This window comes from Rufibacter psychrotolerans, from assembly GCF_016924645.1.
Taxonomy (GTDB): Bacteria; Bacteroidota; Bacteroidia; order Cytophagales; family Hymenobacteraceae; genus Nibribacter; species Nibribacter psychrotolerans.
Map to the genome: position 1 here is coordinate 38249 of NZ_JAFFJV010000022.1, position 25750 is coordinate 63998.

Consider the following 25750-nt stretch of genomic DNA (forward strand, 5'->3'; position numbering starts at 1 on the left):
AGCCTGCGTACCCTTTGTGTACCCAGCCGCCGGCACAGGTGGCACGCTCCTTTTCCAGCCCCGCTCAAGGCGGAAGCGCCACGCTGCCGTTGGGGCATCTCCAGGGCCTGGAAAACCAATCGTCACCTAAAACCTACGTGTTTATGAACTCTATTTATTTAACCCAGAAAGATCATGAGCGCCTGCACCAGTTGGTGCAGCAGCAGCGCTCTTCCGGTTCCCCCAACACCGTAGCCGGCCTTTGCCAGGAACTGCGCCACGCCCACCAGCTTCCCTCTGAGGAAGTGCCCGAAGACGTCATCACCATGAACTCACTGGTGAGGCTCAAGGAGAAGAAGAGCGGCACCGTGCTGGAGCTAACGCTGGTGTACCCTAAAGACGCAGACGTCACTACCCGCAAGATCTCCGTGCTGGCCCCGGTGGGCACCGCCATCCTGGGCAGAAAGGTGGGCCAGGAAGTGGAATGCACCGTCTCGGGAAGAACGCTCACCTACCGCGTGGAAGAGGTGATCTACCAGCCAGAGGCCGCCGGCGACTTTTACCTGTAACGGTTTTCTGGGGCTGAGGCCGTTGGGTTCAACCCTTTCGCGTGTCCTTCTTCAGGGCCATAGGCTGTGTTTTGGGGCCGTTTTCCAGAAAATGCGCTAAAAACAGCCAGGTATGGCTTGAATCTTGCACCACCAAAAATACGGCTAAGGGGCAGGTCCACCAGACGCTCTTCTGAGGGCTGGTGGACCTGCCGCCCGGTGCCCATGTAGTACGTAACGTTTTGATTGATGAGAGCAGAACTTGTGGATACTTCGGGAAATAGGTTTCTCACCATCACCTTAGATGACAGGAACCAATGGATTCAGGCCAACTGGCAGGGGTCCCTCACGGAAGTGGCCGTGAAAGCGGGCATGCAGGCCTACACCGAGGCCCTGGAAGAAGCAGACTACAATGCCCTGCTGATTGACACCCGCTCCGCGGAAGGGTGCTGGAGCCACTCGCTGGATTGGGCCCTGAACGTATGGGCCCCACAGGCCGCGGCGGCGGGTTTACAATACTATGCCCTGGTGGTAAACCCCGCCTCCCTTAAAGCAGCCTCCACCGATGGGTTCTACGCCCAGGTGCAGTGGTTTGAAGCCGAAGTGTTCGCCGACCTGGCCACGGCCCGGGCCTGGCTGCGCCGCAAGCGCTACCTCAAAGAAAACAACAGCTACCTGCATTCCTAACATCGCATGCGGTGGGCTTATGGGCGCCTTCGTCTTTCCGCCGTGGGCAATGGCAAGGCAGCAGCATTTCAGCGTGGCTGTTCCCCAAGACCTAAAGCGCTGGCCTGCCTTATCCAAACATGCCAAGTCCCTCTTTATTCATTTAGGATTCATTTAGGGTCTATTTTCAGCAAAACGACCCTAAAACAGAAAAGCCCGCGAAAGCGGGCTTTTCTGCAGTATGTTTCACGTGATTACACGTTCATGGAAGACTCACGGCGGCGCATTTTACCGGCCGGAATCCCGAACATCATCTTAAAGCGGCGGCAGAAATACGCGGTGTCTTTGTAGCCCACGTCTTTGCCAATCTCCCGGATGCTTTTCTTGGTAGTGCGCAGCAGGAACACGGCGCGCTCCATGCGCTGGTACTCAATGTAGTCCTGCGGGTTAATGCCGGTGAGCATCTTGAAGTACTGCCCCACGTAGTCTTCAGAAACGTTGGCCACGTTGCTGAGCACTTTGTTAGACAGGTCACCGCCCAGGTTCTCTTTAATGTAGTTGAACAGGTCAATAAGGCGGGGGTCCTTAAAGTACGTGCTGTTGGTAGCCAGCTGCTCCACAAACATTCTGTTCTTCAAAATGTAGCGGATCAGCTCCACTACCAGTTGCTCGGTGTACAGGCTAATGATCCGCTCCTTGCCCGGCAGGTCCTGCATGCTTTCTTCCACAATCTTGATCACCAGCGTGGCCAGCTTGTTGCTGGTAATCACAAACGCCGGCACCTCTAGGGAAGTGAAGAAGTTTACAGAGTCAAATACCTTGGCTTCAAAGCTCACGAAGCTGTGGCTGTCGTCGGCTTCGCCAATCAGGTCAAGGTCATTGTTGCTTTTGAAGAACTTATCCTTGGTGGTGATGTAGTCATCATTGGAGATAACCCTACTTTCGGTATCACCATAGTAGAGTTTAGTGCTACGCCCGCCCGGGATAAAGAGCAATTGCCCTTCTTCGGCCACTTGTTTATCGTCTCCGAAAGCAACAACACCGTTGTGTACTAATATTAGGTTGTTTCCTACATCATAATAGTTACGAACAGTGAGTGGCTGCTGCAACACCAGGTTTTTGGCCTTGATGTACCGCACTTTCAGCGACTCTATGATTTTATTGTAATCTTCCATGTAAGGACACTGAATTAAGGGTTTTAACTTTTGTTGATTTTTTAAGTTGTCTGTCGGTTTAAAAGTAGTACTTATCTTTTAACTTATCAAACATTTAAGTACTATATTTATAAATGCAGAAATACTATATACCTAAATATCAACTTTAATCGTTAGAATATCCCCTTTCTATTTCAGTATCTCCCTTGAGATTACTATTTTCTGTATTTCAGAGGTACCCTCGTAAATTTGCGTGATTTTGGCATCGCGCATAAGGCGCTCTACGTGGTATTCTTTCACAAAGCCGTACCCGCCGTGGACCTGAACAGCCTCCACGGTAGTCTCCATGGCCACTTTTGACGCAAAAAGCTTGGCCATGGCCCCAGATTTGGAGTAATCGCGGTGGGCGTCTTTGTCGGCGGCGGCTTGCAGGCAAAGCAGTCTGGCGGCGTCTATGTTGGTGGCCATATCAGCCAGTTTGAACTGAATGGCCTGGTGTTGTGCAATGGGCACGCCAAAGGCCTTTCTCTCCTTAGAATACTTCAACGCCAACTCATAGGCGCCAGAGGCAATGCCCAGAGCCTGGGAAGCAATGCCAATGCGGCCCCCGTTGAGGGTGGACATGGCAAACTTAAACCCGAACCCGTCTTCGCCAATGCGGTTCTCCTTTGGTACTTTAACGTCAGTAAACATAAGAGAGTGTGTATCAGACCCTCTAATTCCTAATTTATTTTCTTTGGGTCCTACTTCAAAGCCGGGCATGCCTTTCTCTACAATAAGGGCGTTGATGCCTTTGTGCCGCAGTTCTGGGTTGGTCTGGGCGATGACCAGGTACACCGAGGCCGTGCTGCCGTTGGTGATCCAGTTCTTGGTGCCGTTGAGCAGGTAATGGTCGCCCATGTCTACGGCGGTGGTGCGCTGCATGGTAGCGTCTGACCCAGCCTCGGGCTCAGACAGGCAGAAGGCCCCAATGATTTCGCCGGAAGCCAGGCGCGGCAGGTATTTCTGTTTCTGCTCTTCTGAGCCGTATTTCTCCAAACCCCAGCAAACCAAAGAGTTGTTCACCGACATGACCACCGAGGCCGAGGCATCTACCTTGGAGATTTCTTCCATGGCCAGCACGTACGAAACGGTGTCCATGCCGCCGCCGCCGTACTTGGGATCTACCATCATGCCCATGAAGCCAAGCTCCCCCATCTTCCTGATCTGCTCCGCCGGAAACTTCTGGTGCTCATCGCGCTCAATGACCCCTGGCAACAATTCATTCTGTGCAAAATCCCGGGCAGCCTCCTGCACGGCTAAATGTTCTTCCGTTAATTTAAAGTCCATAGAGTATGTTACGTGTGACTAGGTGGGTTATTTTTCTGTAAACAAAATTAGGTGTATTTTAGTATGCAAGCAGCACACTTAAAAGAAGACACTCCAAAGCTAACATTTGTTTGGCAAAGATGCTAGGCTCTAGCAGGCAGCCCCTTTGTACCGGCCCTAAAAAAAAGAGGGCGGTAGTGCCGCCCTCTTTTACCCAATTTCTAAAACTAAGTTACTACTCTCTTCTACCAAATAAGAAGGAAGCGTAGTAGAGCAACGTTGCCAGGGAGCCAATGGCCGCCACCACGTACGTCATGGCCGCCCACTTGAGGGCATCTTTGGCCATGCCGTGCTCCTGAGTGGTCACCACCCCCCGGTTACTCATCCAGGCCAGGGCCCGGTTACTGGCGTCAAATTCCACCGGCAGCGTGATAAAGCTGAAGAGGGTGGTTAAGGCGAACAAGGCCACCCCAATGGCCAGCGGCAAGATGGTGGTCTGGATCATCAGGATACCAATCAAGATAATCCATTGCATGTACCGGCTGGCCACGCTCAAGGCTGGAACCATGGCCGAACGGAATTTGAGGAACGCGTACGCCTTGGCGTGCTGCACGGCGTGGCCGCACTCGTGCGCGGCTACCGCGGCGGCGGCCGCACTGCGGGCCTCGTACACGTACTCACTCAGGTTCACAGTTTTATCGGCCGGGTTGTAGTGGTCGGTGAGTTTACCGGGGGTTGAGATGACCCGCACATCGGTAATGCCGTTGTCGGCCAGCATCATCTCGGCTACTTCCCGTCCGCTTAGCCCAGAGCTGATGCCCATCTTAGAGTATTTCTCAAACTTGCTTTTCAGCGTCCAACTGACCAACATAGAGGCCAGCATGGTGACAATCACTATTAAATAAATCCCTCCCATAGTTCTTTCCTTTATTTTAAACTTCTGCCTGGCGCTATCCTTTCAGGACTTTGGCCACCACCTGTGAAGTAGAATACCCCTTCACCAGCGGAATGGTTTTCACCGCCCCCCCCTTTGCCAGAACGATGTCGTGCCCCACAATGGTCTCAATGGAGTAGTCATCGCCTTTCACTAATACGTCGGGCGCTACCGCTTTGATTAGCTCATAGGGGGTTTCCTGATCAAATAGCACTACCGCATCTGTAAACCAAAAGGATGCCATTACCCTGGTTCGTGACATTTCGTCCTGTAATGGCCGGGATGGGCCCTTTAACCTACTGACAGATTGATCAGTATTGAGGCCCACCACCAGTCTGTCGCCCAGCAGGCGGGCGCGCTCCAGGTAGTCTACGTGGCCCACGTGCACAATGTCAAAGCACCCGTTGGTGAACACCACTTTTTGGCCCTGGGCCCGCCATTCGGCTACTTTGGCTAAAAGCTGCGGCAGGGTTACAATCTTTTCTTGGGAAGGAAGCGTCTGCATAGATCAGAAATATAGTAGATCAGGAATATAAAGGAGTAGATGGAGGGACAAGGTAAGGAGAAAGCCTCTTATCTGGGAGGCTCTTGCATCTTTCAGCGGTAAGCAAGCAGGAATCATCAGCCCATTTCGGGGCTGTTTTCACGGAAATGGCCCGGAAACAGGCTACGCGAATTTCTTGGCTGGTTCGCCCTGGCGCCTGGTTTGGAGAAAGCTGGCCACCAGGCTTACCGCTCCCATGGCCACCACCAAGATGGCCCCGGTGGTATGGGTGATCAGCGCATAGGCCATGCCTTTGTCCAGGGGCACGGCGTACAGCAGCAGCGCGGTCCTTACCAGGATGTGGTACACGCCAATACCGCCCTGCACCGGTGCCGACATGCCTATGCCGCCCACCACTAAAATGGCCATGCCCGCTTGCCAGGTTAACCCCTCGGTACCCGGGAGGGCAAAGAAGGCCAGGTAGCTGGTGAGATAGTAGGTGACCCAGATGAAAACCGTGTGGAAGATGAAGGCGCCCTTCTGCTCCATCTTAAGCACGCTGAAGATGCCGTGCCAGAGCCCGCTCACAAAGTCACTGAGTTTCCGGAAGAAGGCGTTCTGCCGTAGTTTGGAAATATTCTTGTAGAGGTACCAGGCCACAAAGCCCGTGCCCAGGACAGCAATGGCGCCCAACAGGTACAGGGTCTGCAGGTTTTGCTCAAAGCTGTGGTATTTTTCAGAGAAGATGCTCAGGAAGAACTCGTACACCCGGTCAAACTCCAGCAGCAGGGTTATGCCCAGGCAGAGCAGCAGCATGAGCAAGTCAATCACCCGCTCGGTGATGACGGTGCCCAGCGAAACGTTCACCGGTACATTGGCAGAGCGCTTTAAGAAAGTACACCTGATCACCTCACCGGCCCGGGGCAGCACCACGTTCGCCAGGTACCCTACCATCATGGCGTGGTAGGTCTGCCAGATGGTGGGCTTAAACCCTAGCGGCGCAAATTGCATGCGCCACCGGACGGCCCGGCTCACGTACCCCGCCACCGAGAGCAACAGGGTCACGGCAATCCAGGTGAAGTTGGCCTGCGCCAGCTCGGCCCGCACCGCCGCGAAGTTGATGCTGCGCAGGGCGTATCCCATTAAGAAAGCTGAAACCGCCAACAGCAGTACGTACTTGAAAACGCTTACAGCTTTCTTCATGCCTGAAAGAGAACTATACTAACCGGTTGTGCTGGTCTGGGAAAATAACGGTGGGTTCGTGGGCGCGGGCGTCAGCAAAGTTGATGAGGGCATAGGAGATGATAATGATCACATCTCCTACCTGCACCTTGCGGGCGGCCGGTCCGTTGAGGCAAACCGTGCCGGTGCCTCTTTCTCCTTTTATAATATAAGTCTCAAAGCGTTCACCATTGTTCACGTTCACAATGGTCACCTTCTCATGGGGAACCATGTTGGCAGCATCCAACAGATCTTCGTCTATGGTAATGCTCCCCACATAATGCAACTCGGCCTGCGTTACCTTAGCCCGATGTATCTTGGATTTAAGAACTTCAATCTGCATCAAAACAATCTAAAAACATGCAAAGTTATAGATTATTTATGAGACAAAAAGTTCCTGCGGGCCAGGCAAAATCTGATAAACTTAAATTTATTTACAGCAGCAGGTTGTCAATGAGCCTTACTTCCCCCAGGAAGGCCGCCAGGCAAAGGGCCACCGGCACCTTGCCCGAAACCTCTCTCAAGGGCTGCAGCGTTTGGGCGTGCACCACCTCCAGGTATTCCAGCCTGATTTCAGGAATTTGGCGCAAAAACGCCTCTGTCTCTTTCTTGGCCTCTTCCACGGAGTGGTTCTTTAAGCTTTTTTGCAGGAGTTGCAGGGCCTGGTACAGGTGGGGGGCAAGGGCGCGTTGCTCCGGCGTAAGGCGGCGGTTTCTGGAAGACATGGCCAGCCCGTCTTCCTCCCTGATGATGGGGTAACAAACCAGCTCCAGGTCAAAGCTCAGGTCCAGCACCAGCTGTTGTATGATGGCAAACTGCTGCAGGTCCTTTTGCCCGAAAAAGGCCTGGTGCGGCTGCACCAGGTGGAACAGCTTGCTCACCACCGTGGCCACTCCGTTGAAGTGCCCCGGCCGGTGCGCCCCTTCCATTACCCGCTCCAGGTCCCCGAAGTCAAAAGACAGCTTGGGCTTCTGCCGGTACATTTCCTCGGCGGCGGGGGCAAACAGTACGTCACAGCCCTCCTGCGCCAGGAGCTGGGCATCTTTCTCCAGCAGGCGGGGGTACAGGCGAAAATCTTCAGGATTATTGAATTGCGCCGGGTTCACAAATACGCTGCACACGGTCACGTCGTTCTGCTGTTTAGCGGCCCTGATCAGGGAAAGGTGGCCTTCGTGCAGGGCCCCCATGGTGGGGACAAAGCCAATCCGTTGCCCCTGCTGGCGCAGCAAGCCCGTGTGCTGCCGGATATCAGATAAAGAAGAAAGTTGCAACATGAACGGCTGCGGAATTAATGATGTTCAGGAAAAGAAGCCAAAGGTATGATTTTATTCAAATAAATTGAGAATCAGCTAATAATTGCTTAATTTTGCACTTCGCAATACGTATTGCCAATTTAATTTTAATCACTCCAACCTATGTCCAAATTGAGAATCTTATACGCGGCCACTGAGATTGATCCTTTTCTGCAAACCACAAAAGTAGCGGAATTCCTGAGGATGTTGCCACAAGCGATGCAAGAGCGTGGGATGGAAGTTCGTATTTTTGTGCCTCGTTTTGGCTTGATCAACGAACGCAAAAACCGTTTGCATGAGGTTGTACGCCTTTCAGGCATTAACATTGCCGTGGGCGAGGAAGAGAAACCCCTGATTATTAAGGTAGCCTCTATCCCCAACGCCAAGCTGCAGGTGTATTTTATTGACAACGAAGACTATTTCCACCGCAAGTCCGTTCTGGTGGACAAGGACAATAAGTTCTACGCAGACAATGATGAGCGCGCCATCTTCTTCTGCAAGGGTGTTCTGGAGACGGTGAAGAAACTGGGCTGGGCCCCGGATATTGTACACTGCAATGACTGGATGACGAGCCTGATCCCGCTTTACCTGAAGACCACCTACAAGAATGATCCTATTTTCAAGACCTCTAAATCGGTGTTCTCGGTGTACAACAGCGAGTTTACCCACAAGTTTGAGGGCGACCTGCTAGAGAAAGCCAAGATGCTGGACATTGAGGACGAAATGCTGGCCAACCTTAGCTCAGGCGATTTTGGGGCATTCATCAAGATGGGGCTTCAGTACGCAGACACCGTCATTAAGTCTAACGAAGATTTCAGTGATAACTTAAACGCCCTGTTCCAGGAGTACAACAGCACCAAGCAGATCAACACCATTAGCGCAGACGAAAACACCTTAGACTCTTACTTTGACTTGTATAATGAACTGGCGAATTAGTAAAGCAGCAGCCCTACTATTCCTTTCCTCTTTCTTTTTTTCCGCTTGTGAAGACCCCACTGCCATTGGATTAGAACTGCAGGAACCCGGCACCCTTATTGGTACCAGCTACACAGATACGGCCACCGTTACTGCCTCTACCGTGCTGCTGAAAGACTCTATCTTTGCCCTGGGTGCCACCCGGGTGCAGGTAGGTGCCATTGATGAGGGAGACCTGGGAAAAGTTACCGCCAGAACATTTGCAGAGTTCGCCCCCTTGACCTTCCCGGCGCACCCAGACTCTATTGATGTTACCAAAGGAGCCGACTCCCTGATCATCAACCTGGATTATGACTATGCTTTTGGCAACACGGCCCAGCCAATGACCATTAACGTGCATCGGTTAACCGAAGGCTTCCGGGACGATGACACGTATTTTACCTCCCGCAAGCTGGCGTACAACAATACCCCCGTTGGCTCTGTCACGTTCTTACCGCAACCAGACGCCACCTACAAGAGCCCCAGTGACACCACCCGCACGCTTCCGGTCCTGATCAAGATCAAGATCACCGGGGATTATGCCACTGAGGTGCTACAGACCCTGGCCCAAACGTCTAGCCCTGCAACCTTTGCCACCGCCCTCAAAGGCCTGGCGTTTACCCCTGAAGACGGTGCCGCCAGCAGCATCATTGGCTTTTTGCCTTTGTCTACCTACACCAACATGACCTTGCACTATAAGTCTAAGAAGAACATAGCCAAGGTGACCGGGTTGGTGCTAACAGATCGGTATTACAACCAGATAGAGGCAGACAGAACAGGAACTCCATTGGCCTCTTTAACGGCTAACGGCAACACTCTTTCTTCCTCGGCAGCCGGCAACAGAACCTACTTACAGGCAGGCGCCGGTCTGGTCACCAAGATAACTATGCCGCACCTGGCCAATTTCCGGAAGACCCTTTCCGGCGCGAGCCAGCACTTGGCTATCAACAAAGCAGAGTTGATTATCCCGGTGGTACAGTCTACGGTGATGGCAGGCAAAGATTCTACCCTTCTGCCGCCTATTATCTCTGTGGTAGAGGCTACGCCTTCCAACAGAATGGCCATGACCCAAGGTATCCCCAACTCCCTGGTGGGCGAGGGCACAACCCAACGGGCCACGTTGCAGTATAGGGGCAAGAACGGCGGGTACGTGTATGTGGTAAATATCACCAGCTACCTTCAGAACCTGCTGTACAATAGAATGGCCAACAACGGAATTATCCTTTTGCCTTCAGGCATCAACAATGATGTTTCTACCCCCACCAACATGGCTCAGACGGTAAATCGCGCCATCCTGGAGGCAAACCAAAGCCTTGGTGCTGACCGCCGGATCAAGCTCCGGTTATTCTATTCAACCGCTCAATAGTATCACTTATCTATATTTTAGCTAAACAGAAGATTACGGCACCATGTGTGGAATTGTAGCGTACGTGGGACAGAGAGAAGCCTGCCCAATTATTTTAAAAGGATTAAAGCGCCTGGAGTATCGGGGGTATGACAGCGCCGGAGTTGCCTTATTAAACAACGGCAACCTGAACGTTTTCAAGAAAAAAGGAAAGGTTGCTGACTTAGAGGCATACATTGGTGACCAGGATACCAGCAGCACCATTGGTATTGGCCACACCCGTTGGGCTACCCACGGTGAGCCGAACGATGCGAACGCACACCCGCACTATTCAAGCTCCAAGAAGATTGCTATCATTCACAATGGTATCATTGAGAACTACGCTTCCTTGAAGAAGCACTTGATGAACAAGGGCTACGAGTTCCACAGCGACACTGACTCTGAGGTGTTCGTGAACCTGATTGAGGACATCCAGAAGAACAACAACGTTTCCTTAGCGGAAGCGGTACGCCTGGCCTTGCATGAGGTGGTAGGCGCGTATGCCATTGTGGTTATCTCTCACGACTCTCCTACCCAACTGGTGGCTGCCCGTAAAGGGAGCCCGCTGGTGATTGGCGTAGGCAAAGGCGAGTACTTCCTGGCCTCTGATGCCACGCCTATCATTGAGTACACCAACGAAGTGGTGTATGTCAACGACTATGAGGTTGCCGTGATCAAAGATGGTGTGCTGGACATTCGTACCAAGGAAGATGTGGTACAGACGCCGTACATCCAGAAGCTGGAGCTGGAGTTGGAAGCCATTGAGAAAGGCGGTTATCCGCACTTCATGCTGAAAGAGATTTTTGAGCAGCCCCGTTCCATCATGGACAGCATGCGCGGCCGTCTGGTGGCCGAGAACACGCAGCTGACCATGTCCAGCATCAGAGAGTACGCTACACGCTTTAAGAACGCAGACCGCATCATCATTGTGGCTTGCGGTACTTCCTGGCACGCCGGCTTGGTAGCCGAGTACATGATTGAGGAGTTTGCCCGCATCCCGGTGGAAGTGGAGTACGCGTCTGAGTTCCGTTACCGTAACCCCATCATCCGCGAAGGCGATATCGTGATTGCTATCTCGCAGTCGGGCGAAACCGCTGATACGCTGGCTGCTCTGGAGCTGGCCAAGTCAAAAGGCGCCATGATCTTTGGGGTGTGCAACGTGGTAGGTTCTTCTATTGCCCGGGCTACTGATGCGGGTGCCTACACCCACGCGGGTCCTGAGATTGGGGTAGCCAGCACCAAGGCGTTCACCGCCCAGGTAACCGTGCTGTCGCTGATTGCCATGATGCTGGCCGAGATGCGCGGCACCCTGGAACTGTCGGCGCTGCGTCAGTTGATGCTGGAAATGGAAAAGATTCCGGCTAAAGTAGAGCAGGCCCTTCAGCTGGACAAGGAAATCCAGGCCATCTCTGAGATCTTCAAAGATGCCAGCAACTTTATCTACCTGGGTCGTGGATACAACTTCCCGGTAGCGTTGGAAGGAGCGCTCAAGCTGAAGGAGATCTCTTACATCCACGCAGAAGGATATCCGGCCGCCGAGATGAAGCATGGCCCTATTGCCCTGATTGACGAGAACATGCCGGTGGTGGTTATTGCCACCAAAGACAGCTCTTATGAGAAAATTGTCTCTAACGTGCAGGAGGTAAGAGCCCGTAAAGGCAGAGTGATTGCGGTGGTAACCGAAGGCGATACTGTTATCCCACAGATGGCAGAGTTCGTGATTGAGGTGCCCAGCACCCATGAGGCGTTAATGCCCCTTCTTTCGGTGATTCCGTTGCAGCTGTTGAGCTACCACATTGCCGTTATGCGCGGCTGTAACGTAGACCAGCCTCGTAACCTGGCAAAGTCAGTGACGGTAGAATAAGTTGCTGCTTACATGATAAAAAGAAAAGGGAGGCCCAACGGCTTCCCTTTTCTTTTTGCATCTATTTTGTAAAAACAGCTTGATTACTTGTAGCTGTTTCTAATCACCTACAGCATCTAATCACCTAAGTGTGCCTCTGCTTTCTATGCACTTCCTCTTTGTTTTAGGCCTGTTTTCATGAAAACGGCTTTAAAACACTTGCCAGATTTCTCAGTCAGCTAGGTTACTTTCCCTGCCCAGCTTCCTATCACTTGGTTAAGCCCAAACCAAAGAGATCAGAGCTGTTTAGTACCAAAAATTATTTTTTTAAGTAAATTAAACCAAAACGGATAAACTTACTCTATTGAGAACAAGGCAGCTATAGCTGTAAATAACCGCAAGGAATAAAACCGCGCGCCCGCTATCTGTCAGCCATTTAACTACGGAGCCTATGAAAAGCACCCTCAGACATTCCTTTTTTGTGTTGTTGGTTCTGCTGGTGGGCATTTGCTTGTCTTCTTCCGGGGAAAGGGAAAAGGCAGCTTCCAAAGCCCTCCAGTTCCCCCACAAAAAGGCGGGCCTCACCGAAAGGCAGGCGGCAGCGCATTTGCTGAGCCGTTTCACCTTCGGTGCCAGGCCGGGCCAGGTAGACGAAGTAGTAAAGATGGGGCTGGAAAAGTGGTTTATGCAGCAGCTTCAGACTACCCTGCCCGACCAGGAATTGGAGCAGAAGCTTGCAGGCTTCGCCTCGCTGCAGATGACCAATGAGCAGATAGCCCACGCGTACGCCTCCAACAGCCAAATCCTGAGGCTGGCCATTGATGAGGGAATCATTACCAAAGAAGAAGCCAGAAACAACATTCCCGACAAGGAAAGCAGGCTGGCCTACAAAGCCCGTCTAAGTGCTTTCATGAAGGAAAAAGGCTTTCATGCCGAGGGTCAGTTGACAAAAGAACTCATCAACCAAAAGATCCTGAGGGCAACCTACACCCAGAACCAGTTGCAGGAAGTACTCACCAGCTTTTGGTTCAATCATTTCAACGTGTCGCTATACAACCGCAACTGCGCCCGCTACATTCTTTCCTACGAGCGCGATGTGATCAGGCCCAACGTGCTGGGCAAGTTCGAGGCTATTTTACTGGCCACCGCCAAATCGCCGGCTATGCTGGCCTACCTTGACAATTACAAAAGCGCCGCCGCCCCTACCGCACTAACGCCCGCCCAGAAAGAGGCCCAGAAACGGCAGCTTCAGGCCCTGAATGCCCAGGAGGGACAAGACTCCACTTGGAGGCAAGTGGTGGAGAAGATCAAAAATGTCAGGAAAAACCAGGGCCTGAACGAGAACTATGCCCGTGAGATCATGGAGCTGCACACCCTGGGCGTAGACGGCGGGTACACCCAGCAAGACGTGACCCAGGCAGCCCGCATCTTAACCGGCTGGACCATCAATCCCACGCTGGACCAGTACAAAGTGACCAGGTTTCAGCCCGCCTCACCTGCCAGAGCCCGGGCGCTTGCGTACCAAGGCTTTGTGTTGGACGGGGACTTCCTGTTTGCGGCCAACCGCCATGACCAGGGCGAGAAAGTGGTACTGGGCACTACCTTTCCAGCGGGCGGAGGCTATGAGGAAGGCCTGCGCCTGATCAAGCTGCTGGCCCAGCATCCTTCCACCGCCAGGTTTATCTCCACTAAACTGGCCACCAGGTTTGTGCATGACACGCCGCCCCAATCCCTGGTTGACAAGATGGCCAAAACCTTCAAAGAAAAAGAGGGCGACATTCAGCAGGTGCTGGTGACCATGGTCTCCGCGCCGGAGTTCTGGAGCAAGGAAGCCCTGCGCGAAAAAACCAAGTCGCCGTTTGAGTTGGCCATCAGCTCGGTGCGCAGCCTCAATGCCGAGGTGCAGGAGCCGTACCAACTCTATAACTGGATTGCCAAGATGGGTGAGCAGATGTACAGGTACCAGGCCCCCACGGGTTTCCCGGACCGGGGCACCTACTGGATCAACACCGGCTCCCTGCTCAACCGCATGAACTTCGGGTTGGCCCTAGCGGCCCAGAAGATAAAGGGCATTTCGTTTGATCTGATGGCGCTCAACCAGCACCGGGAACCCGAAAGCGCCGAGGCGGCCTTGCTCACGTACAGCCAGCACTTACTCCCTGAGCGGGACCTGGAGCAGACCATTAGGCGGCTTACCCCTACGCTCTACGATCCCGGCTTCAGCCAAAAGGTAGGCGTTGCCGCCAGCAAGGTTCAGCAGCCAGCCCAGGCAGAAACCAGTGAACCGGAGGAGGAGACCATGATGATGGGGCAACAGGAGGCAAAACCCGCCAAACCAAGCAAGCCCCAGCGCACGGCTTCGGCCGCGAAGCCCACGGCGGCACCATCCGGCAAAGACAACGCGCCTATGCTCGCCCAGGTGGTGGGCATCATCATCGGGTCACCGGAGTTCCAGCGCAGATAACTTCTTTAACGCCAAGCAAGCATGACTACCAGAAGAGGATTTTTGAAATCGGGGGCTTTGGCGCTCTTTGCGGCCAGCCTGGGAGGAATCCCCAACTTTCTAGCAGAGGCCGCCCGCAGCAGCAAACTGGTGCGGCCCTACAAGAAGAACAAGGTCCTGGTGTGCATCTTCCAGCGCGGCGCCATGGACGGACTCATGGCCGTGTCTCCGTTCACTGATGAGTACCTGAAACAAGCCCGGCCCAGTCTGTTCATGTCGGCGGCCCAGACGGCCAGTAATCCGCTCATAGACCTGGATGGTCGGTTTGGACTGCACCCGTCCATGCGGGCGTTTGAGCCGTTGTTCCGGGAGAATAGGCTGGCCATTGTGCACGGCATGGGCTCCCCCAACCCTACCCGGTCGCACTTTGATGCCCAGGATTTCATGGAGGCCGGCACGCCCTTTCACAAGGGCACGCCCAGCGGCTGGCTCAACCGGGCCGTGGGACTGCTGGGCCATGAGGCCGCCACTCCGTTTCAGGCGGTGAGCCTTACCTCTTCCCTGCCCCGTTCTTTCTACGGCGACCACGCGGCCATTGCCATCAGCAGCATCCAGGACTTCGGGATTCAGATGCGGGGCAACCAGCAGGGCGCCAAGTTAGCCTCCCAGAACTTTGAGGACCTTTATGACCAGACGTCTTCCTCGCTGCTGAACAAGGCCGGCAAGGAAAGCTTTGAGGCGGTGAAAATGCTCCAGAAAATAGATTCCCAGAAGTACGTGCCGGCCAACAATGCCGTGTACCCCAACAGCTCCCTGGGCAAAGCCCTGAAGCAGATTGCGCAGCTCATTAAAATGGACGTGGGCCTGGAGATTGCCTTTGCCGAATCGGGGGGGTGGGACACGCACTACAACCAAGGCACTGCCAACGGCACCTTCGCCCGCCACGTGAACGACCTCAGCCAAAGCATTACCGCTTTCTGGACCGATCTGGACGCGTACCAGGACGAGGTAGACGTGATGACCATGACCGAGTTCGGCCGTACCGTGCACCAGAACGGCAGCCACGGCACCGACCACGGCCGGGCCTCCTGCATGTTCATCCTGGGCAATAACGTACAAGGTGGCCTGGTGCACGGCACCGTTCCGGTCTTAGCCAAGGAAAACCTGGAAGATGGCCGCGACCTTCCCGTCACCACCGATTTCCGAAGCATTTTCAGCGAAGTAGCCGGAAAACACCTCCACATCCAGAAAGAACACGTGCTCTTCCCTGAATGGGATGGACCCAAAATTGGCGTGATGCGCCAAAGCTGATTTGGTTGGCCGATACCAGCCCTAAACAGAAGAGGGAAGCGTTTTGGCGCCTCCCTTTTCTGTTTAGGGCTCCCTTTGAGGAAAACACCCCTAAAACAAGCCCTACCGTTTATCCAACTTGCACAGCTAGATTGCGAGCAGATTTGAACTATCCTTTGCTTTTCGCTGGCGCGAGCGTCCCGCTCGTGTCCGCACGCATACCGAATGGCAATCCCATTCTCTCTATTTTGTCATCCTGAAAGGATCTTGTGCGCAAACGGCAAAGTCGTTTCTCCAGTGCTTGTCTAGTACGCCCACAAGATCTTTCCAAGATGAAAGGAGTGTGTGAATCAAATATTCTCGGGAATGCCTCCCCTTGGTTTGTCCCCTGACAGACCAACGACATTAGAAGTGTAGGCGGCACTGGTTTGGTCTGTCAGGGGACAGACCAAGGTTGAAGCTTGGAAAATCCTTTCAGGAGGATAAAAAGGGATGTTCCGCAATGCGTGCGGACACGAGCGGGACGCTCGCGCCAGCGAGAGAGAGGTTCATTCAAACTTTTTTTTGCTGCTTTTCCTCGTTTTAGAGCCTTTATAGGGAAATCAGGCCTAAAACAACTTTACACCAGCTTGTACAGAGAAGCCAGGAATACAAATGATTTGTCTACCGCGCGTTTGGAAGCATCGCTCAGGATGCGGACTTCTATGGTTTCGCGGTTGAACAAGGGGGAGCCTTTCAGTCCCACCAGATGGAAGTTCAGGGGGGCGTAGGCGGCGGCCAAACCCGCCAGGTCTACTCCGTTGGCGTCAAAAAACACCGTAAGCTTTTCGCCTTTGCCTTGCTGGTTATACTGCTCTACCCGTTCGGGTTGCTCGTGCAGAAACAAGTCAAACACAATATCGGCTTGCGGGAGCCAGGCTTTCAGCTCGGCGGGGTCTTGTATGTGCAGGAAGGCTCGGTTCCGGAATTTCAGGCTGTACTCTTCTTCCTGTTCGGGGGTGGCCAAAAGCAATGTATTCATATTTCTGTACCTTTAGGCCCGTAAAGATACTGATAAACCACTCCTTTTATGGCAACCAACATCATAGAAAGCAAATCTGCCCCCGCCCCCATTGGGCCTTACAGCCAGGCGGTACTAGCCGGCAATACCCTGTATGTTTCCGGCCAAATCGCGCTGGACCAGGAATCCGGGCAACTGGTGCAAGGCGACATCCAGACCGAGACACACCAGGTTATGAAAAACCTGCAATTCATCCTTCAGGAAGCTGGCATGGACTTCAGCAACGTGGTGAAATGCAGCATCTTCGTGAAAGACCTGGGCAACTTCGGGGCCATTAACGAGACCTACGGCAGCTATTTCACCAGCAACCCGCCGGCCCGCGAAACCGTGGAGGTGAGCCGCCTGCCCAAAGACGTAAACGTGGAAATCTCCTGCATTGCGGTGAAGTTTTAATGTGCAAAGGTGTCAATGTGCTGATGTGCCAATTTTTAATGGGGCAGTTACTTACGGTTCACTGCTTTTAAGCTGGTTTTGAGAAAGTAGCCCTAAAACGTGTTTTCTGATGAACAGGCCCCAAAAGCCTTTGAACATTGGATGAAAGCCCCTTCCCTTTATCCCAAAATTGGCGCATCAGCACATTGCCACCTTTGCACATTCCCTTATTAGCACATCAGCACATTACTTCATTAGCACATTATTCATTCACTGGTTTGTTAGGGCCCACGTCTTCGTTCACGGGGGTATGGCCTACCTCTACCTCTTTGTTGATCACGCGCACGGCGTAGTCTGAAGGATAGATATCGGTGCCGTAGCGGCGGGCGTACACCAGGGTAAACTGCGCCCCCAGAAACACGATCTGCGAGGTATAGAACACCCACGTGAGCACCACAATCACTGAGCCGGCCGCCCCGTAGATGCTGGCGAAATTGCTGTTGCCCAAGTAAAACCCAATGATGGACTTGCCCAGCGTGAACAGCAGCGCCGTCACCAGCGAGCCCACCCATACATCGCCCCACCGGATCTTGGCATCGGGGAGGAACTTGTAGATGAGCGCGAAAAGGAACATCACCACGCCGGTAGAGCCTACCAGATTGGCTAGTTGCGTGAGCTGCAGGATAGACTCGTCAATTCTGTTGGTCAGGTAAGAGGTGATGGCCACCACGGCGGTATGGATCACCAAACTCACCAAGAGCAGGAACACAATGGCTAGGATCATGGCGAAGGACAGCAACCGGTCCCAGAGCAGTTTGAGGTACTCATTGCGGGGTTTGGGCTTCACGCCCCAGATCTGGTTCAGAGACTCCTGCAGAGACACAAACACTCCGGTGGCCCCAATGAGCAAGGTAATCACCCCAATCACGGTAGCAAAGGTAAAGTCGGCGGCGTGGTTGATGTTCTCCACCATCTCCTGAATGTCTGAGGCACCCTTGCGGCCCAGGAGTTCGCGCAGTTGGCTGTACACCTGCCCCCGCACAGCCTCGCGGCCAAAGATAGCCCCGGCGGTATTGATGATGATGATGAGGATGGGCGGCAACGCGAAGATGGTGTAGTAAGCCAGGGCGGCCCCTTTCTGAAAAGAGTTATTGTCCAGGAAATCCCCGAAGACCTCCTTTGTGATACCCCAGCCCTCTTTGAACTTCTCTCGCAGCATCTTCGCTAAATTTTCCTCTTCATACGTACACCACCCAAGAGGTTTACAAACACCCTGAAAAGCAGCTACTTTCTGCAAAACAGCCCCAAAACCAGAGGAAGCCCCCGCGTTTAGAAATGCACCCGGCGGCGCGGCAAGGTTTTAAGGGTAAAATTTCAGGAAAGGCCTGAAATACCGTACTTTTGCACCGCTATTGAAATACCTATATACCATGGAAAGAGAAGTACGAGTACGCTTTGCCCCTAGCCCAACCGGGCCTTTGCACATTGGCGGGGTGCGCACGGCGCTGTATAATTATCTGTTCGCGAAGAAGATGGGCGGCAAAATGTTGCTGCGCATTGAAGATACTGACCAAACCCGCTTTGTGCCCGGCGCAGAGCAATACATCTTTGACAGCCTGGCCTGGTGCGGCATTCAGCTGGATGAAAGCCCGGTGCACGGCGGCCCCCATGCGCCTTACCGCCAGTCTGAGCGCAAGCCCATGTACATGCAGTACGCGCTGCAATTGGTAGAAGCCGGCCACGCCTATTATGCCTTTGACACCGCCGAGGAGCTGGACGCCATGCGCGACCGCCTCAAGGCCGCCAAAGTAGCTACCCCGCAATACAACGCCATCACCCGCGCCACCATGAAGAACTCCCTCACCCTGCCCGAGGACGAGGTGAAACGCAGACTGGAAAGCGGCGAACCCTACGTCATCCGCCTGAAAGTGCCCCGCAAGGAGGAAGTACGCCTGAAAGACATGATCCGTGGTTGGGTGATGGTGCACTCTTCTGCCCTGGACGATAAAGTTCTGATGAAATCAGACGGCATGCCAACCTACCACCTGGCCAACATTGTGGATGACCACCTCATGGGCATCACCCACGTGATCAGAGGCGAGGAGTGGTTGCCTAGCGCGCCGCTGCACGTGCTCCTGTACCGCTATTTGGGTTGGGAAGACACCATGCCGGAGTTCGCGCACTTGCCTTTGCTTCTGAAGCCAGACGGTAACGGCAAACTGAGCAAGCGCGACGGCGATAAACTGGGCTTCCCGGTGTTCCCGCTGCGTTGGGTAGACCCGGTGACCCAGGAGGTTTCCAGCGGCTACCGTGAAAGCGGTTATTTACCAGAGGCCTTCATCAACTTCCTGGCTTTCCTGGGCTGGAACCCGGGCACGCAGCAGGAACTCTTCACCATGGAGGAACTGATTGAGGCCTTCAGCATTGAGCGCATCGGTAAGTCCGGTACCCGTTTCGATATCCAGAAAGCCCGTTGGTACAATGAGCAGTACCTGCGCGCTAAACCAGACGCCGAGCTGGCCCAGTACCTGCTGGCCGCCCTGCCCGAGCAAGGCATTGCCTGCTCTGAAGAGCGCGCCGAGAAGATTGTGAGCCTCATGAAAGAGCGCGTGACCTTCCCGCAGGATTTCTGGAAAGAAGCTTCTTACTTCTTCGTGGCCCCTACGCAGTACAATGAGCAGGTAGCCGCCAAGAAATGGTCAGCCGCCGCCGCTGGTGCGTTTGAGCAATTCAGAAACGAGCTGGGCTCTTTATCTGATTTCAACGCCGATACCGTGAAAGCCCTGCTTTTACAGGTTCTGGAAAGAAACGGCCTCAAAATAGGTCAGGTGATGCAAGCCTTGCGTATTGCGTTGACCGGTGTAGAAGCCGGTCCGGACTTGATGGCTATCATTGAGATCATCGGCAGAGAGGAAACCGAGCAGCGCATTGACGCCGCCCTGAGCAGACTGGCCCAGTACGCCGCCTAAGCTCCGCTTTCCACAGAGCACGTTTCAAGGCTGATTTAGGCAAAACAGCCCTGAAACGCTTTTCCAGCACTTCATAGTAAAACCGCCGTTTTAAATAAGCCCTTGTTGCTTGCTTAAGACGGCGGTTTCTTTTTAATTCGTTTATCCTTCTGCCGCATTTCCCGTTTGTAGTAAAAAAGAACAAACCGGGCCGCTTTCTTGGCTGGGCCTGGTGCAACGGTTACTACCATGGCGAAGAAAAAGGCAGATAAAGACAAAAAAGAAAACAAGCCCGAAAAGAAAGCGAAGGTACACCCCGAGCTGGAAGGCTTTGAGATCAAGATCAATCCCCTGGGCGATATTACCTCTAACTTCAACATTGACCAGTTGAACGCCTTCCTGGACCGCAACGTCACCGACAAGAAACTGGTGGGCGACCAGGGCAAGAAACGGCCGCAGGAAGAAGACGAGGAATTTCCCATTGAGGAAACCGTGGATGAGGAGGAGAACGAGGAGGATTTCTTCAAGAGCGGGACATCTTTAGACGATGACGAGGACGACGACCTCCCCGGCAAGGGAGAGGAGCCGTCGGCCCCCCGAGGCAAGAAAAAATAAACCTAACCTCCCATATGAGATCCCACGAAGTAGACTACCGCATTTACGGCGCAGACATTCAGGTACTGGAAGTAGAACTGGACCCGCAGGAAACCGTGATCGCCGAGGCCGGCGCCATGGTGTTCATGGAAGACGGCATTCAGTTTGAAACCAAAATGGGCGATGGCTCCAACCCCAGCTCCGGCTTCTTCGGGAAGCTGATGCAAGCGGGGAGCCGCATGATCACCGGTGAGTCTCTGTTCATGACGCACTTCACCCACCGCGGGTACGGCAAAGCCAAAGTAGGCTTCTCGGCACCTTACCCGGGCACCATCATGCCCATCAATCTGGCGGAGTTCCCCAACGGACTCATTGTGCAGAAAGACGGTTTCCTGGCGGCGGCTTTGGGCACCAAGATTGCCCTGCATTTCAACCAACGGCTGGGGGCCGGCTTCTTCGGGGGCGAGGGCTTTATCATGCAGCGCCTCACCGGCGATGGCCTGGCCTTCATCCACGCGGGCGGCACCATCATTGAGCGTCACCTGCACAACGAGACCCTGCGCATTGACACCGGCTGCGTGGTCGCCTTTGAGAACGGAATTGATTTTGACATTGAGCGGGCCGGTGGCCTGCGCTCTATGGTATTCGGCGGCGAGGGGCTGTTCCTGGCCACCCTCAGAGGCACCGGCCGCGTCTGGATTCAGTCCATGCCTATCAAAAAACTAATCCAGGCCTTGATGCCGCACGGCGGAAACGCCAACAAAGAAGGCGGTTTGCTGAGCAGCTTCCTGGAGTAGAAGGCTTTTTTAATACAGTTTTACCAAAACACCGCTAAAAGCGGTGTTTTGAGTTTTAGGCCTGTTTTTGGGAAAGCACGCTTGAAATGCAGTTCAGATACGGTAGAGACAAAGCAGTACCCTGTCTCTACCCACTGCCTGTACATTTAGGGAAATGACTCCATGACAACCTGCTTCAGGTGATTTACCTCCAAAATCTCCCGCCTCCTTGGACTGTCCCCTGACAGGCCAACCACAGTGCAGCTACCTGTTTCGGTCTGTCAGGGGGCAGACCGAGGAGACGCAGAGGCAGGCGCTCCATATAAACACCCCTCTAACTCCCCTCAAGGGGAGAATCTGCCTACCTGAGGAAATGAAATCTGATTAGGCTATCAGGAACACGTTGCCAAATGAACACAGTCAAAGGGTGGCGTGACTTTTACCCCAGATGATTCACCGCCAGAATCTCCTCCAGGTACTCGCGGTTGTTAGACAGGCGGGGTACTTTGTGCTGGCCGCCCAGTTTGCCTTTGTGCTGCAACCAGTTCAGGAAGGCGCCCGACGGGGCCACGGTGATCAAAGGAGCCTGCAGGGCCAGATCCTTGTGCCGTTTGGCATCATAATCTGAGTTAATGCTGCGCAGGGTCTGGTCCAGCACCTCGGTAAAGCGCTCCAGGCTGGACGGTGGCTGGGAGAACTCAATCACCCACTGGTGGCCGCCTTTGCTTTTGCCTTCAAAATAGATAGGCGCGGCGGTGAAGTTAGTGATGGTGGCACCAGTAGCTTCGCAGGCCTTGGTAATGGCCGTCTCTGCGTTCTCTACCACCACTTCCTCGCCGAAGGCATTGATGAAATGCTTGGTTCTTCCTGATATTTTGATGCGGTAGGGGTCCAGCGAGGTGAACTTAACGGTATCGCCAATTTTGTAGCGCCACAGCCCAGCGTTGGTAGAGATGATTAGGGCGTAGTTCTTGCCCAGTTCTACCTGGTCCAGGGTGAGTACTTTGGGGTTGGGCTCGTCCATCTGGTCTACCGGAATAAACTCGTAGAACACGCCGTAATCCAGCATCAGGAGCATCTCGTCTTTGAGGCTGGGCTCGTCCTGTATCCCGAAGAAGCCTTCCGAGGCGTTGTACACCTCCAGGTAGTTCATCTTCTCTGAGGGAATCAACTGCTTGAACAACTCCCGGTACGGCCCAAAGGCCACGGCTCCGTGGGTGAACACCTCCAGGTTAGGCCACACCTCTGTAATGTCTTTGGCCCCGGTTGTCTCCAGAATACGGTTCAGGAGCACGTAGGTCCAGGTAGGCACGCCCGAGAGGCTGGTCACGTTTTCTTTGACGGTAATCTCCACCATCTTCTCAATCTTCTCCTCCCACTTGTCCATGAGCGCCACTTTGAGCGGCGGCGTGCGCATGGCTTCGGCCCAGATGGGCAGGTTCTGCATGATCACTGCCGAAACGTCGCCGCAGCGGGTGTTGCTGTTGAAATCGTTGGGGTGATGGCTCCCGCCGATGGAGAGTCCTTTGCCGGTGAAGACCTTGGTGTCTGGGTAGTTGTTCACGTAGATAGACAGCATGTCTTTGCCGCCTTTGTAGTGACAGTCTTCCAGCGCCTCGGGGGTAACGGGAATAAATTTGCTGCGCGCGTTGGTGGTGCCCGATGATTTGGCGAACCACTCTACCTTGCTGGGCCACAGCACATTCTGCTCGCCGCGCAAGACGCGCTCAATGTACGGGTACAGGTCTTCATAGGCGCAGACAGGCACCCGCTCCTGAAACTCGCGCACGCTCAGCTTATCTGAATAGCCGTATTTCTGGCCCCATTCGGTGTTGCGGGCGGTAGTGATGAGGTTCGTAAACAACTCGTTTTGAACATCATGCGGGTACTTCCGGAAGAGATCAATCTGATGAATCCTCTTCTTCATGACCCACGTTACCAGCGAATTGATTATCTCCACTATCTGATTGTTAGTTGTTGGTTGTTGGTTGTCTTGAACCTGCTTACATTTTCAGGTTGTCAGTAGTCACTTTGATGAGGCTGTTGATCAAGAGAGGCAACCGCTGTAAGCGCTGGAATATGTGCTTGTACTGCTCTTCAGAAATTAAGTTTCTAACCAACAATGTAAGCCAGGACACCACCCCTCCCCTGTTTGTCAACCTGGAAGGATCTTGGTTGCAAACGGTAATTGCGCTGAAAAAAAGCCTTTCTAGTTGGCCCACAAGATCCTTCCAGGATGATAAAAGAAGGGTTCCATTTAAGAGCAACAATCAGCAATTTTCTAGACTTTCCGCTTCAGCTCAAAGTGCTTGCCCAGGTACACGCGGCGTACCTGTTCATCGGCGGCCAGGTCCTCGGCGGTGCCGGCTTTCAGGATTTTGCCCTCAAACAGCAGGTACGCGCGGTCTACGATGGAAAGGGTCTCGTTCACGTTGTGGTCGGTAATGAGAATGCCGATGTTCTTGGTCTTCAGTTTGGCCACAATGGTCTGGATCTCCTCCACGGCAATGGGGTCTACCCCGGCAAAAGGTTCGTCCAGGAGCACAAACGACGGGTCTACGGCCAGGGCGCGGGCAATCTCGGTGCGACGGCGCTCGCCCCCGGAGAGCACTACCCCTTTGTTCTTGCGCACGTGCGTGAGCGAGAATTCCTCCAGGAGTTCCTCCACCTTGTCGCGGCGTTCCTGCTTGGTTTTATCGGTCATCTCCAGCACCGACATGATGTTCTCCTCTACCGTGAGGTCGCGGAACACCGATGCCTCCTGGGCCAGGTACCCTACGCCTTTCTTGGCGCGGCGGTACATGGGCAGCTCGGTGATGTCTTCCTGGTCCAGGAAAATACGCCCGGAGTTGGGTTTCACCAGCCCCACAATCATGTAGAAAGAAGTGGTTTTACCGGCCCCGTTGGGTCCCAGCAGCCCTACAATCTCCCCTTGGTTTACTTCCACACTCACATCGTTGACAACCGTGCGAGACTTATATTTTTTGAATAGGTGTTCGGAACGTAAGATCATTGCCTAAAATTAAGGAATAAACCTCAGATGTGGTAAGGTAACGCGTAAGAGCTTGCCCTACGTGTGCCTGGGTTAGAAGGTTTGCCTGCCTAGTTGCATTTATCAAATAAACTGCTGTAAGAGAGCCCTATTTGTTGCAGAAATGCCCGGTTCCTCGTACCTTTTACTACTCTTTTCTTCAGGTAGTCTATTCATGTTCGCACACGCAAAGAAAGCAATTGGCCGGGTTGGTAAAATGGCAGTGGTACTGAGTTGCTGCCTGCTGCTGGGGAGTGCCAATTCGGGCCCTTCGTTCCTGCACGGGATTGATGTATCGCGCTACCAGAAAGAGGTCAACTGGGAGCAGGTGAAAGACTCAAACGTGCATTTCGCGTTCATCAAGGCCACCGAGGGTGATTTTCACAAAGACCCGTATTTTGACCGTAACTGGGAGCAGGCCCGCCAGCAGGGCGTGAAGCGCGGGGCGTACCACTTTTACTTGCCCTGGGTAGACGTGGAGAAGCAGCTGGAGCATTTCAAAAGCGCCGTTACACTAGAGCCCGGCGACCTGGCCCCGGTGCTGGACATAGAGACATTCGCGCCCGACATTCCGGATGCCCAGTTGCGCAGCGACATCCGGCGGTGGCTGACCGCCATTGAGGCCCACTATGGCGTGCGTCCCATTCTCTACACGCACCAGATGTACTACAACAGCAAGCTGCGGGGCTACTTCCCGGAGTATCCTTTCTGGATTGCCCGCTACCAGAACGCCGAGCCCACCACGCACACCAAGGATAAAATGGCGTTCTGGCAGTACTCAGAGAAAGGCGTGGTAGACGGCATTGCCACCCCGGTAGACGTAAACTGGTTTTACGGCGATGTACAGGCGCTGAACACCTTCTGCGTGCCTGCCCTGCCCGTGTCTACCGGCACCATGGCGCAGAACGAATAGCCTGTTTCTGGGCTTATTTCCGCAAAACAGGCCTAAAACCGAAAGATTTGTCCCTTCTCGTCAGAAGTACCAGGCATAGACTTCCTTTCACTCCTTTCTCCTCGCCAACCACCAGCCCAGCAGCAGCCCTACGGCAGTGCCCAGCAGGAAATGACCAGGCGAGTACATCGGAACAAACCGGGTCCTTTTGGCCGTGATCTCAAATACTCCCCTGGGAATGGTGTACAGCCCTCCGCCGGCCCCGGCTCCCTCGCCTTGGGCGTTATCGGTTTCCTCCGCTAGCTTCTTGCCCCGCCCGTAGCCGCCGCCCAGCCCCATGGCCACCTGCGCCACCGGGATAATGGTCTTGCCCTGAGTTTCTATAGGACTGCCAAATATGTTCTGAAGGGAGGCGTTCTGATTAAGACTGCTGGCCACCGTGGCGCCTATGTTTCTGTCCTGTGGGGTAGTTTCTGACATGGTGTTCTGATTCTTGTTGTTCCGCTTCTACCCACCTCTTGTATAGAAAGTTGCTGCCCTTAACAGCGCAAAAACGCCCGACCTCTTTCCAGAAGCC

Annotated in this window: 24 protein-coding genes; 12 read left to right on the plus strand and 12 right to left on the minus strand. The window is 53.8% G+C overall.

Annotation, left to right across the window (positions count from 1 at the left end; translation table 11 throughout):
- Positions 1-143 precede the first annotated feature (143 nt).
- Both rnk and JT718_RS18315 read left to right on the plus strand, forming a co-directional pair.
- The gene (gene rnk / locus JT718_RS18310) at positions 144-548 is read left to right on the plus strand and encodes a nucleoside diphosphate kinase regulator (RefSeq protein ID WP_205504244.1); all 405 of its coding nucleotides are present in this window, start codon (positions 144-146) and stop codon (positions 546-548) included.
- A 228-nt stretch (positions 549-776) separates the two neighbouring features.
- The gene (locus JT718_RS18315) at positions 777-1214 is read left to right on the plus strand and encodes an STAS/SEC14 domain-containing protein (protein WP_205504245.1); all 438 of its coding nucleotides are present in this window, start codon (positions 777-779) and stop codon (positions 1212-1214) included.
- A 233-nt stretch (positions 1215-1447) separates the two neighbouring features.
- Here JT718_RS18315 and JT718_RS18320 read toward each other — a convergent pair whose 3' ends face one another.
- The 7 genes from JT718_RS18320 to panC form a co-directional block, all read right to left on the minus strand.
- Positions 1448-2368, minus strand: coding sequence for an AraC family transcriptional regulator (locus tag JT718_RS18320; protein WP_205504246.1), 921 nt, complete (start codon positions 2366-2368; stop codon positions 1448-1450).
- A gap of 168 nt (positions 2369-2536) precedes the next feature.
- Positions 2537-3676 carry an acyl-CoA dehydrogenase gene (locus JT718_RS18325; protein WP_205504247.1) on the minus strand — a complete coding sequence of 380 codons (1140 nt, stop codon included), beginning with the start codon at positions 3674-3676 and terminating at the stop codon, positions 2537-2539.
- A gap of 214 nt (positions 3677-3890) precedes the next feature.
- Complete coding sequence (locus JT718_RS18330; protein WP_205504248.1) at positions 3891-4571, minus strand: zinc metallopeptidase; 681 nt, start codon at positions 4569-4571, stop codon at positions 3891-3893.
- A 34-nt stretch (positions 4572-4605) separates the two neighbouring features.
- Positions 4606-5094 (minus strand): D-glycero-beta-D-manno-heptose 1-phosphate adenylyltransferase, encoded by a 489-nt coding sequence (rfaE2, locus tag JT718_RS18335; protein ID WP_205504249.1) that lies wholly within the window; start codon positions 5092-5094, stop codon positions 4606-4608.
- Positions 5095-5256: 162 nt separating this feature from the next.
- Entirely contained in the window at positions 5257-6276 is a 1020-nt protein-coding gene (locus JT718_RS18340) for a lysylphosphatidylglycerol synthase transmembrane domain-containing protein (protein ID WP_205504250.1), read from the minus strand.
- Positions 6277-6289: 13 nt separating this feature from the next.
- A complete protein-coding gene (gene panD / locus JT718_RS18345) occupies positions 6290-6637 on the minus strand; it encodes an aspartate 1-decarboxylase (RefSeq protein ID WP_205504251.1) in 348 nt (115 codons plus the stop codon).
- A 91-nt stretch (positions 6638-6728) separates the two neighbouring features.
- Positions 6729-7568, minus strand: a complete 840-nt coding sequence (panC, locus tag JT718_RS18350; protein WP_205504252.1) for a pantoate--beta-alanine ligase — start codon at positions 7566-7568, stop codon at positions 6729-6731.
- 141 nt (positions 7569-7709) lie between these two features.
- On the opposite strand from panC, the gene JT718_RS18355 reads away from it, so the two are divergent.
- From JT718_RS18355 to JT718_RS18375, 5 genes are all read left to right on the plus strand, one after another.
- The gene (locus tag JT718_RS18355; protein WP_205504253.1) at positions 7710-8522 is read left to right on the plus strand and encodes a glycogen/starch synthase; all 813 of its coding nucleotides are present in this window, start codon (positions 7710-7712) and stop codon (positions 8520-8522) included.
- Positions 8506-9906 carry a DUF4270 family protein gene (locus JT718_RS18360; RefSeq protein WP_205504254.1) on the plus strand — a complete coding sequence of 467 codons (1401 nt, stop codon included), beginning with the start codon at positions 8506-8508 and terminating at the stop codon, positions 9904-9906. Before JT718_RS18355 ends, JT718_RS18360 begins: the two co-directional genes overlap by 17 nt.
- Before the next feature lie 43 nt (positions 9907-9949).
- Positions 9950-11788, plus strand: coding sequence for a glutamine--fructose-6-phosphate transaminase (isomerizing) (gene glmS / locus JT718_RS18365; RefSeq protein WP_205504255.1), 1839 nt, complete (start codon positions 9950-9952; stop codon positions 11786-11788).
- 430 nt (positions 11789-12218) lie between these two features.
- On the plus strand, positions 12219-14231 hold the full coding sequence (locus JT718_RS18370; RefSeq protein ID WP_205504256.1) for a DUF1800 domain-containing protein: 2013 nt from the start codon (positions 12219-12221) through the stop codon (positions 14229-14231).
- 21 nt (positions 14232-14252) lie between these two features.
- Positions 14253-15521, plus strand: a complete 1269-nt coding sequence (locus tag JT718_RS18375) for a DUF1501 domain-containing protein (RefSeq protein WP_205504257.1) — start codon at positions 14253-14255, stop codon at positions 15519-15521.
- A 598-nt stretch (positions 15522-16119) separates the two neighbouring features.
- Here the strand turns inward: JT718_RS18375 and JT718_RS18380 are convergent.
- Positions 16120-16521: a hypothetical protein gene (locus JT718_RS18380; protein WP_205504258.1), complete on the minus strand. Its 402-nt coding sequence runs from the start codon at positions 16519-16521 to the stop codon at positions 16120-16122.
- A gap of 48 nt (positions 16522-16569) precedes the next feature.
- Here JT718_RS18380 and JT718_RS18385 point away from each other — a divergent pair, with 48 nt between their 5' ends.
- Positions 16570-16953, plus strand: a complete 384-nt coding sequence (locus JT718_RS18385) for a RidA family protein (protein WP_205504259.1) — start codon at positions 16570-16572, stop codon at positions 16951-16953.
- Positions 16954-17194: 241 nt separating this feature from the next.
- On the opposite strand, the gene JT718_RS18390 is transcribed toward JT718_RS18385, so the two are convergent.
- Positions 17195-18151 (minus strand): YihY/virulence factor BrkB family protein, encoded by a 957-nt coding sequence (locus JT718_RS18390; protein WP_205504260.1) that lies wholly within the window; start codon positions 18149-18151, stop codon positions 17195-17197.
- A 211-nt stretch (positions 18152-18362) separates the two neighbouring features.
- Between JT718_RS18390 and gltX the strand changes: the two genes are divergently transcribed.
- The 3 genes from gltX (at position 18363) to JT718_RS18405 (ending at position 21271) form a co-directional block, all read left to right on the plus strand.
- Positions 18363-19901 (plus strand): glutamate--tRNA ligase, encoded by a 1539-nt coding sequence (gene gltX, locus JT718_RS18395; RefSeq protein ID WP_205504261.1) that lies wholly within the window; start codon positions 18363-18365, stop codon positions 19899-19901.
- 228 nt (positions 19902-20129) lie between these two features.
- The gene (locus JT718_RS18400; RefSeq protein WP_205504262.1) at positions 20130-20495 is read left to right on the plus strand and encodes a hypothetical protein; all 366 of its coding nucleotides are present in this window, start codon (positions 20130-20132) and stop codon (positions 20493-20495) included.
- A 14-nt stretch (positions 20496-20509) separates the two neighbouring features.
- Positions 20510-21271: a TIGR00266 family protein gene (locus JT718_RS18405; RefSeq protein ID WP_205504263.1), complete on the plus strand. Its 762-nt coding sequence runs from the start codon at positions 20510-20512 to the stop codon at positions 21269-21271.
- 418 nt (positions 21272-21689) lie between these two features.
- Here JT718_RS18405 and JT718_RS18410 read toward each other — a convergent pair whose 3' ends face one another.
- The gene (locus JT718_RS18410) at positions 21690-23210 is read right to left on the minus strand and encodes a GH3 auxin-responsive promoter family protein (protein ID WP_510184904.1); all 1521 of its coding nucleotides are present in this window, start codon (positions 23208-23210) and stop codon (positions 21690-21692) included.
- 321 nt (positions 23211-23531) lie between these two features.
- Positions 23532-24263 (minus strand): LPS export ABC transporter ATP-binding protein, encoded by a 732-nt coding sequence (lptB, locus tag JT718_RS18415; protein WP_205504264.1) that lies wholly within the window; start codon positions 24261-24263, stop codon positions 23532-23534.
- Between the two features lie 235 nt (positions 24264-24498).
- On the opposite strand from lptB, the gene JT718_RS18420 reads away from it, so the two are divergent.
- Positions 24499-25194: a glycoside hydrolase family 25 protein gene (locus JT718_RS18420; protein ID WP_205504265.1), complete on the plus strand. Its 696-nt coding sequence runs from the start codon at positions 24499-24501 to the stop codon at positions 25192-25194.
- Positions 25195-25281: 87 nt separating this feature from the next.
- On the opposite strand, the gene JT718_RS18425 is transcribed toward JT718_RS18420, so the two are convergent.
- Positions 25282-25653, minus strand: coding sequence for a spore germination protein GerW family protein (locus JT718_RS18425; protein WP_205504266.1), 372 nt, complete (start codon positions 25651-25653; stop codon positions 25282-25284).
- Between the last annotated feature and the right edge of the window lie 97 nt (positions 25654-25750).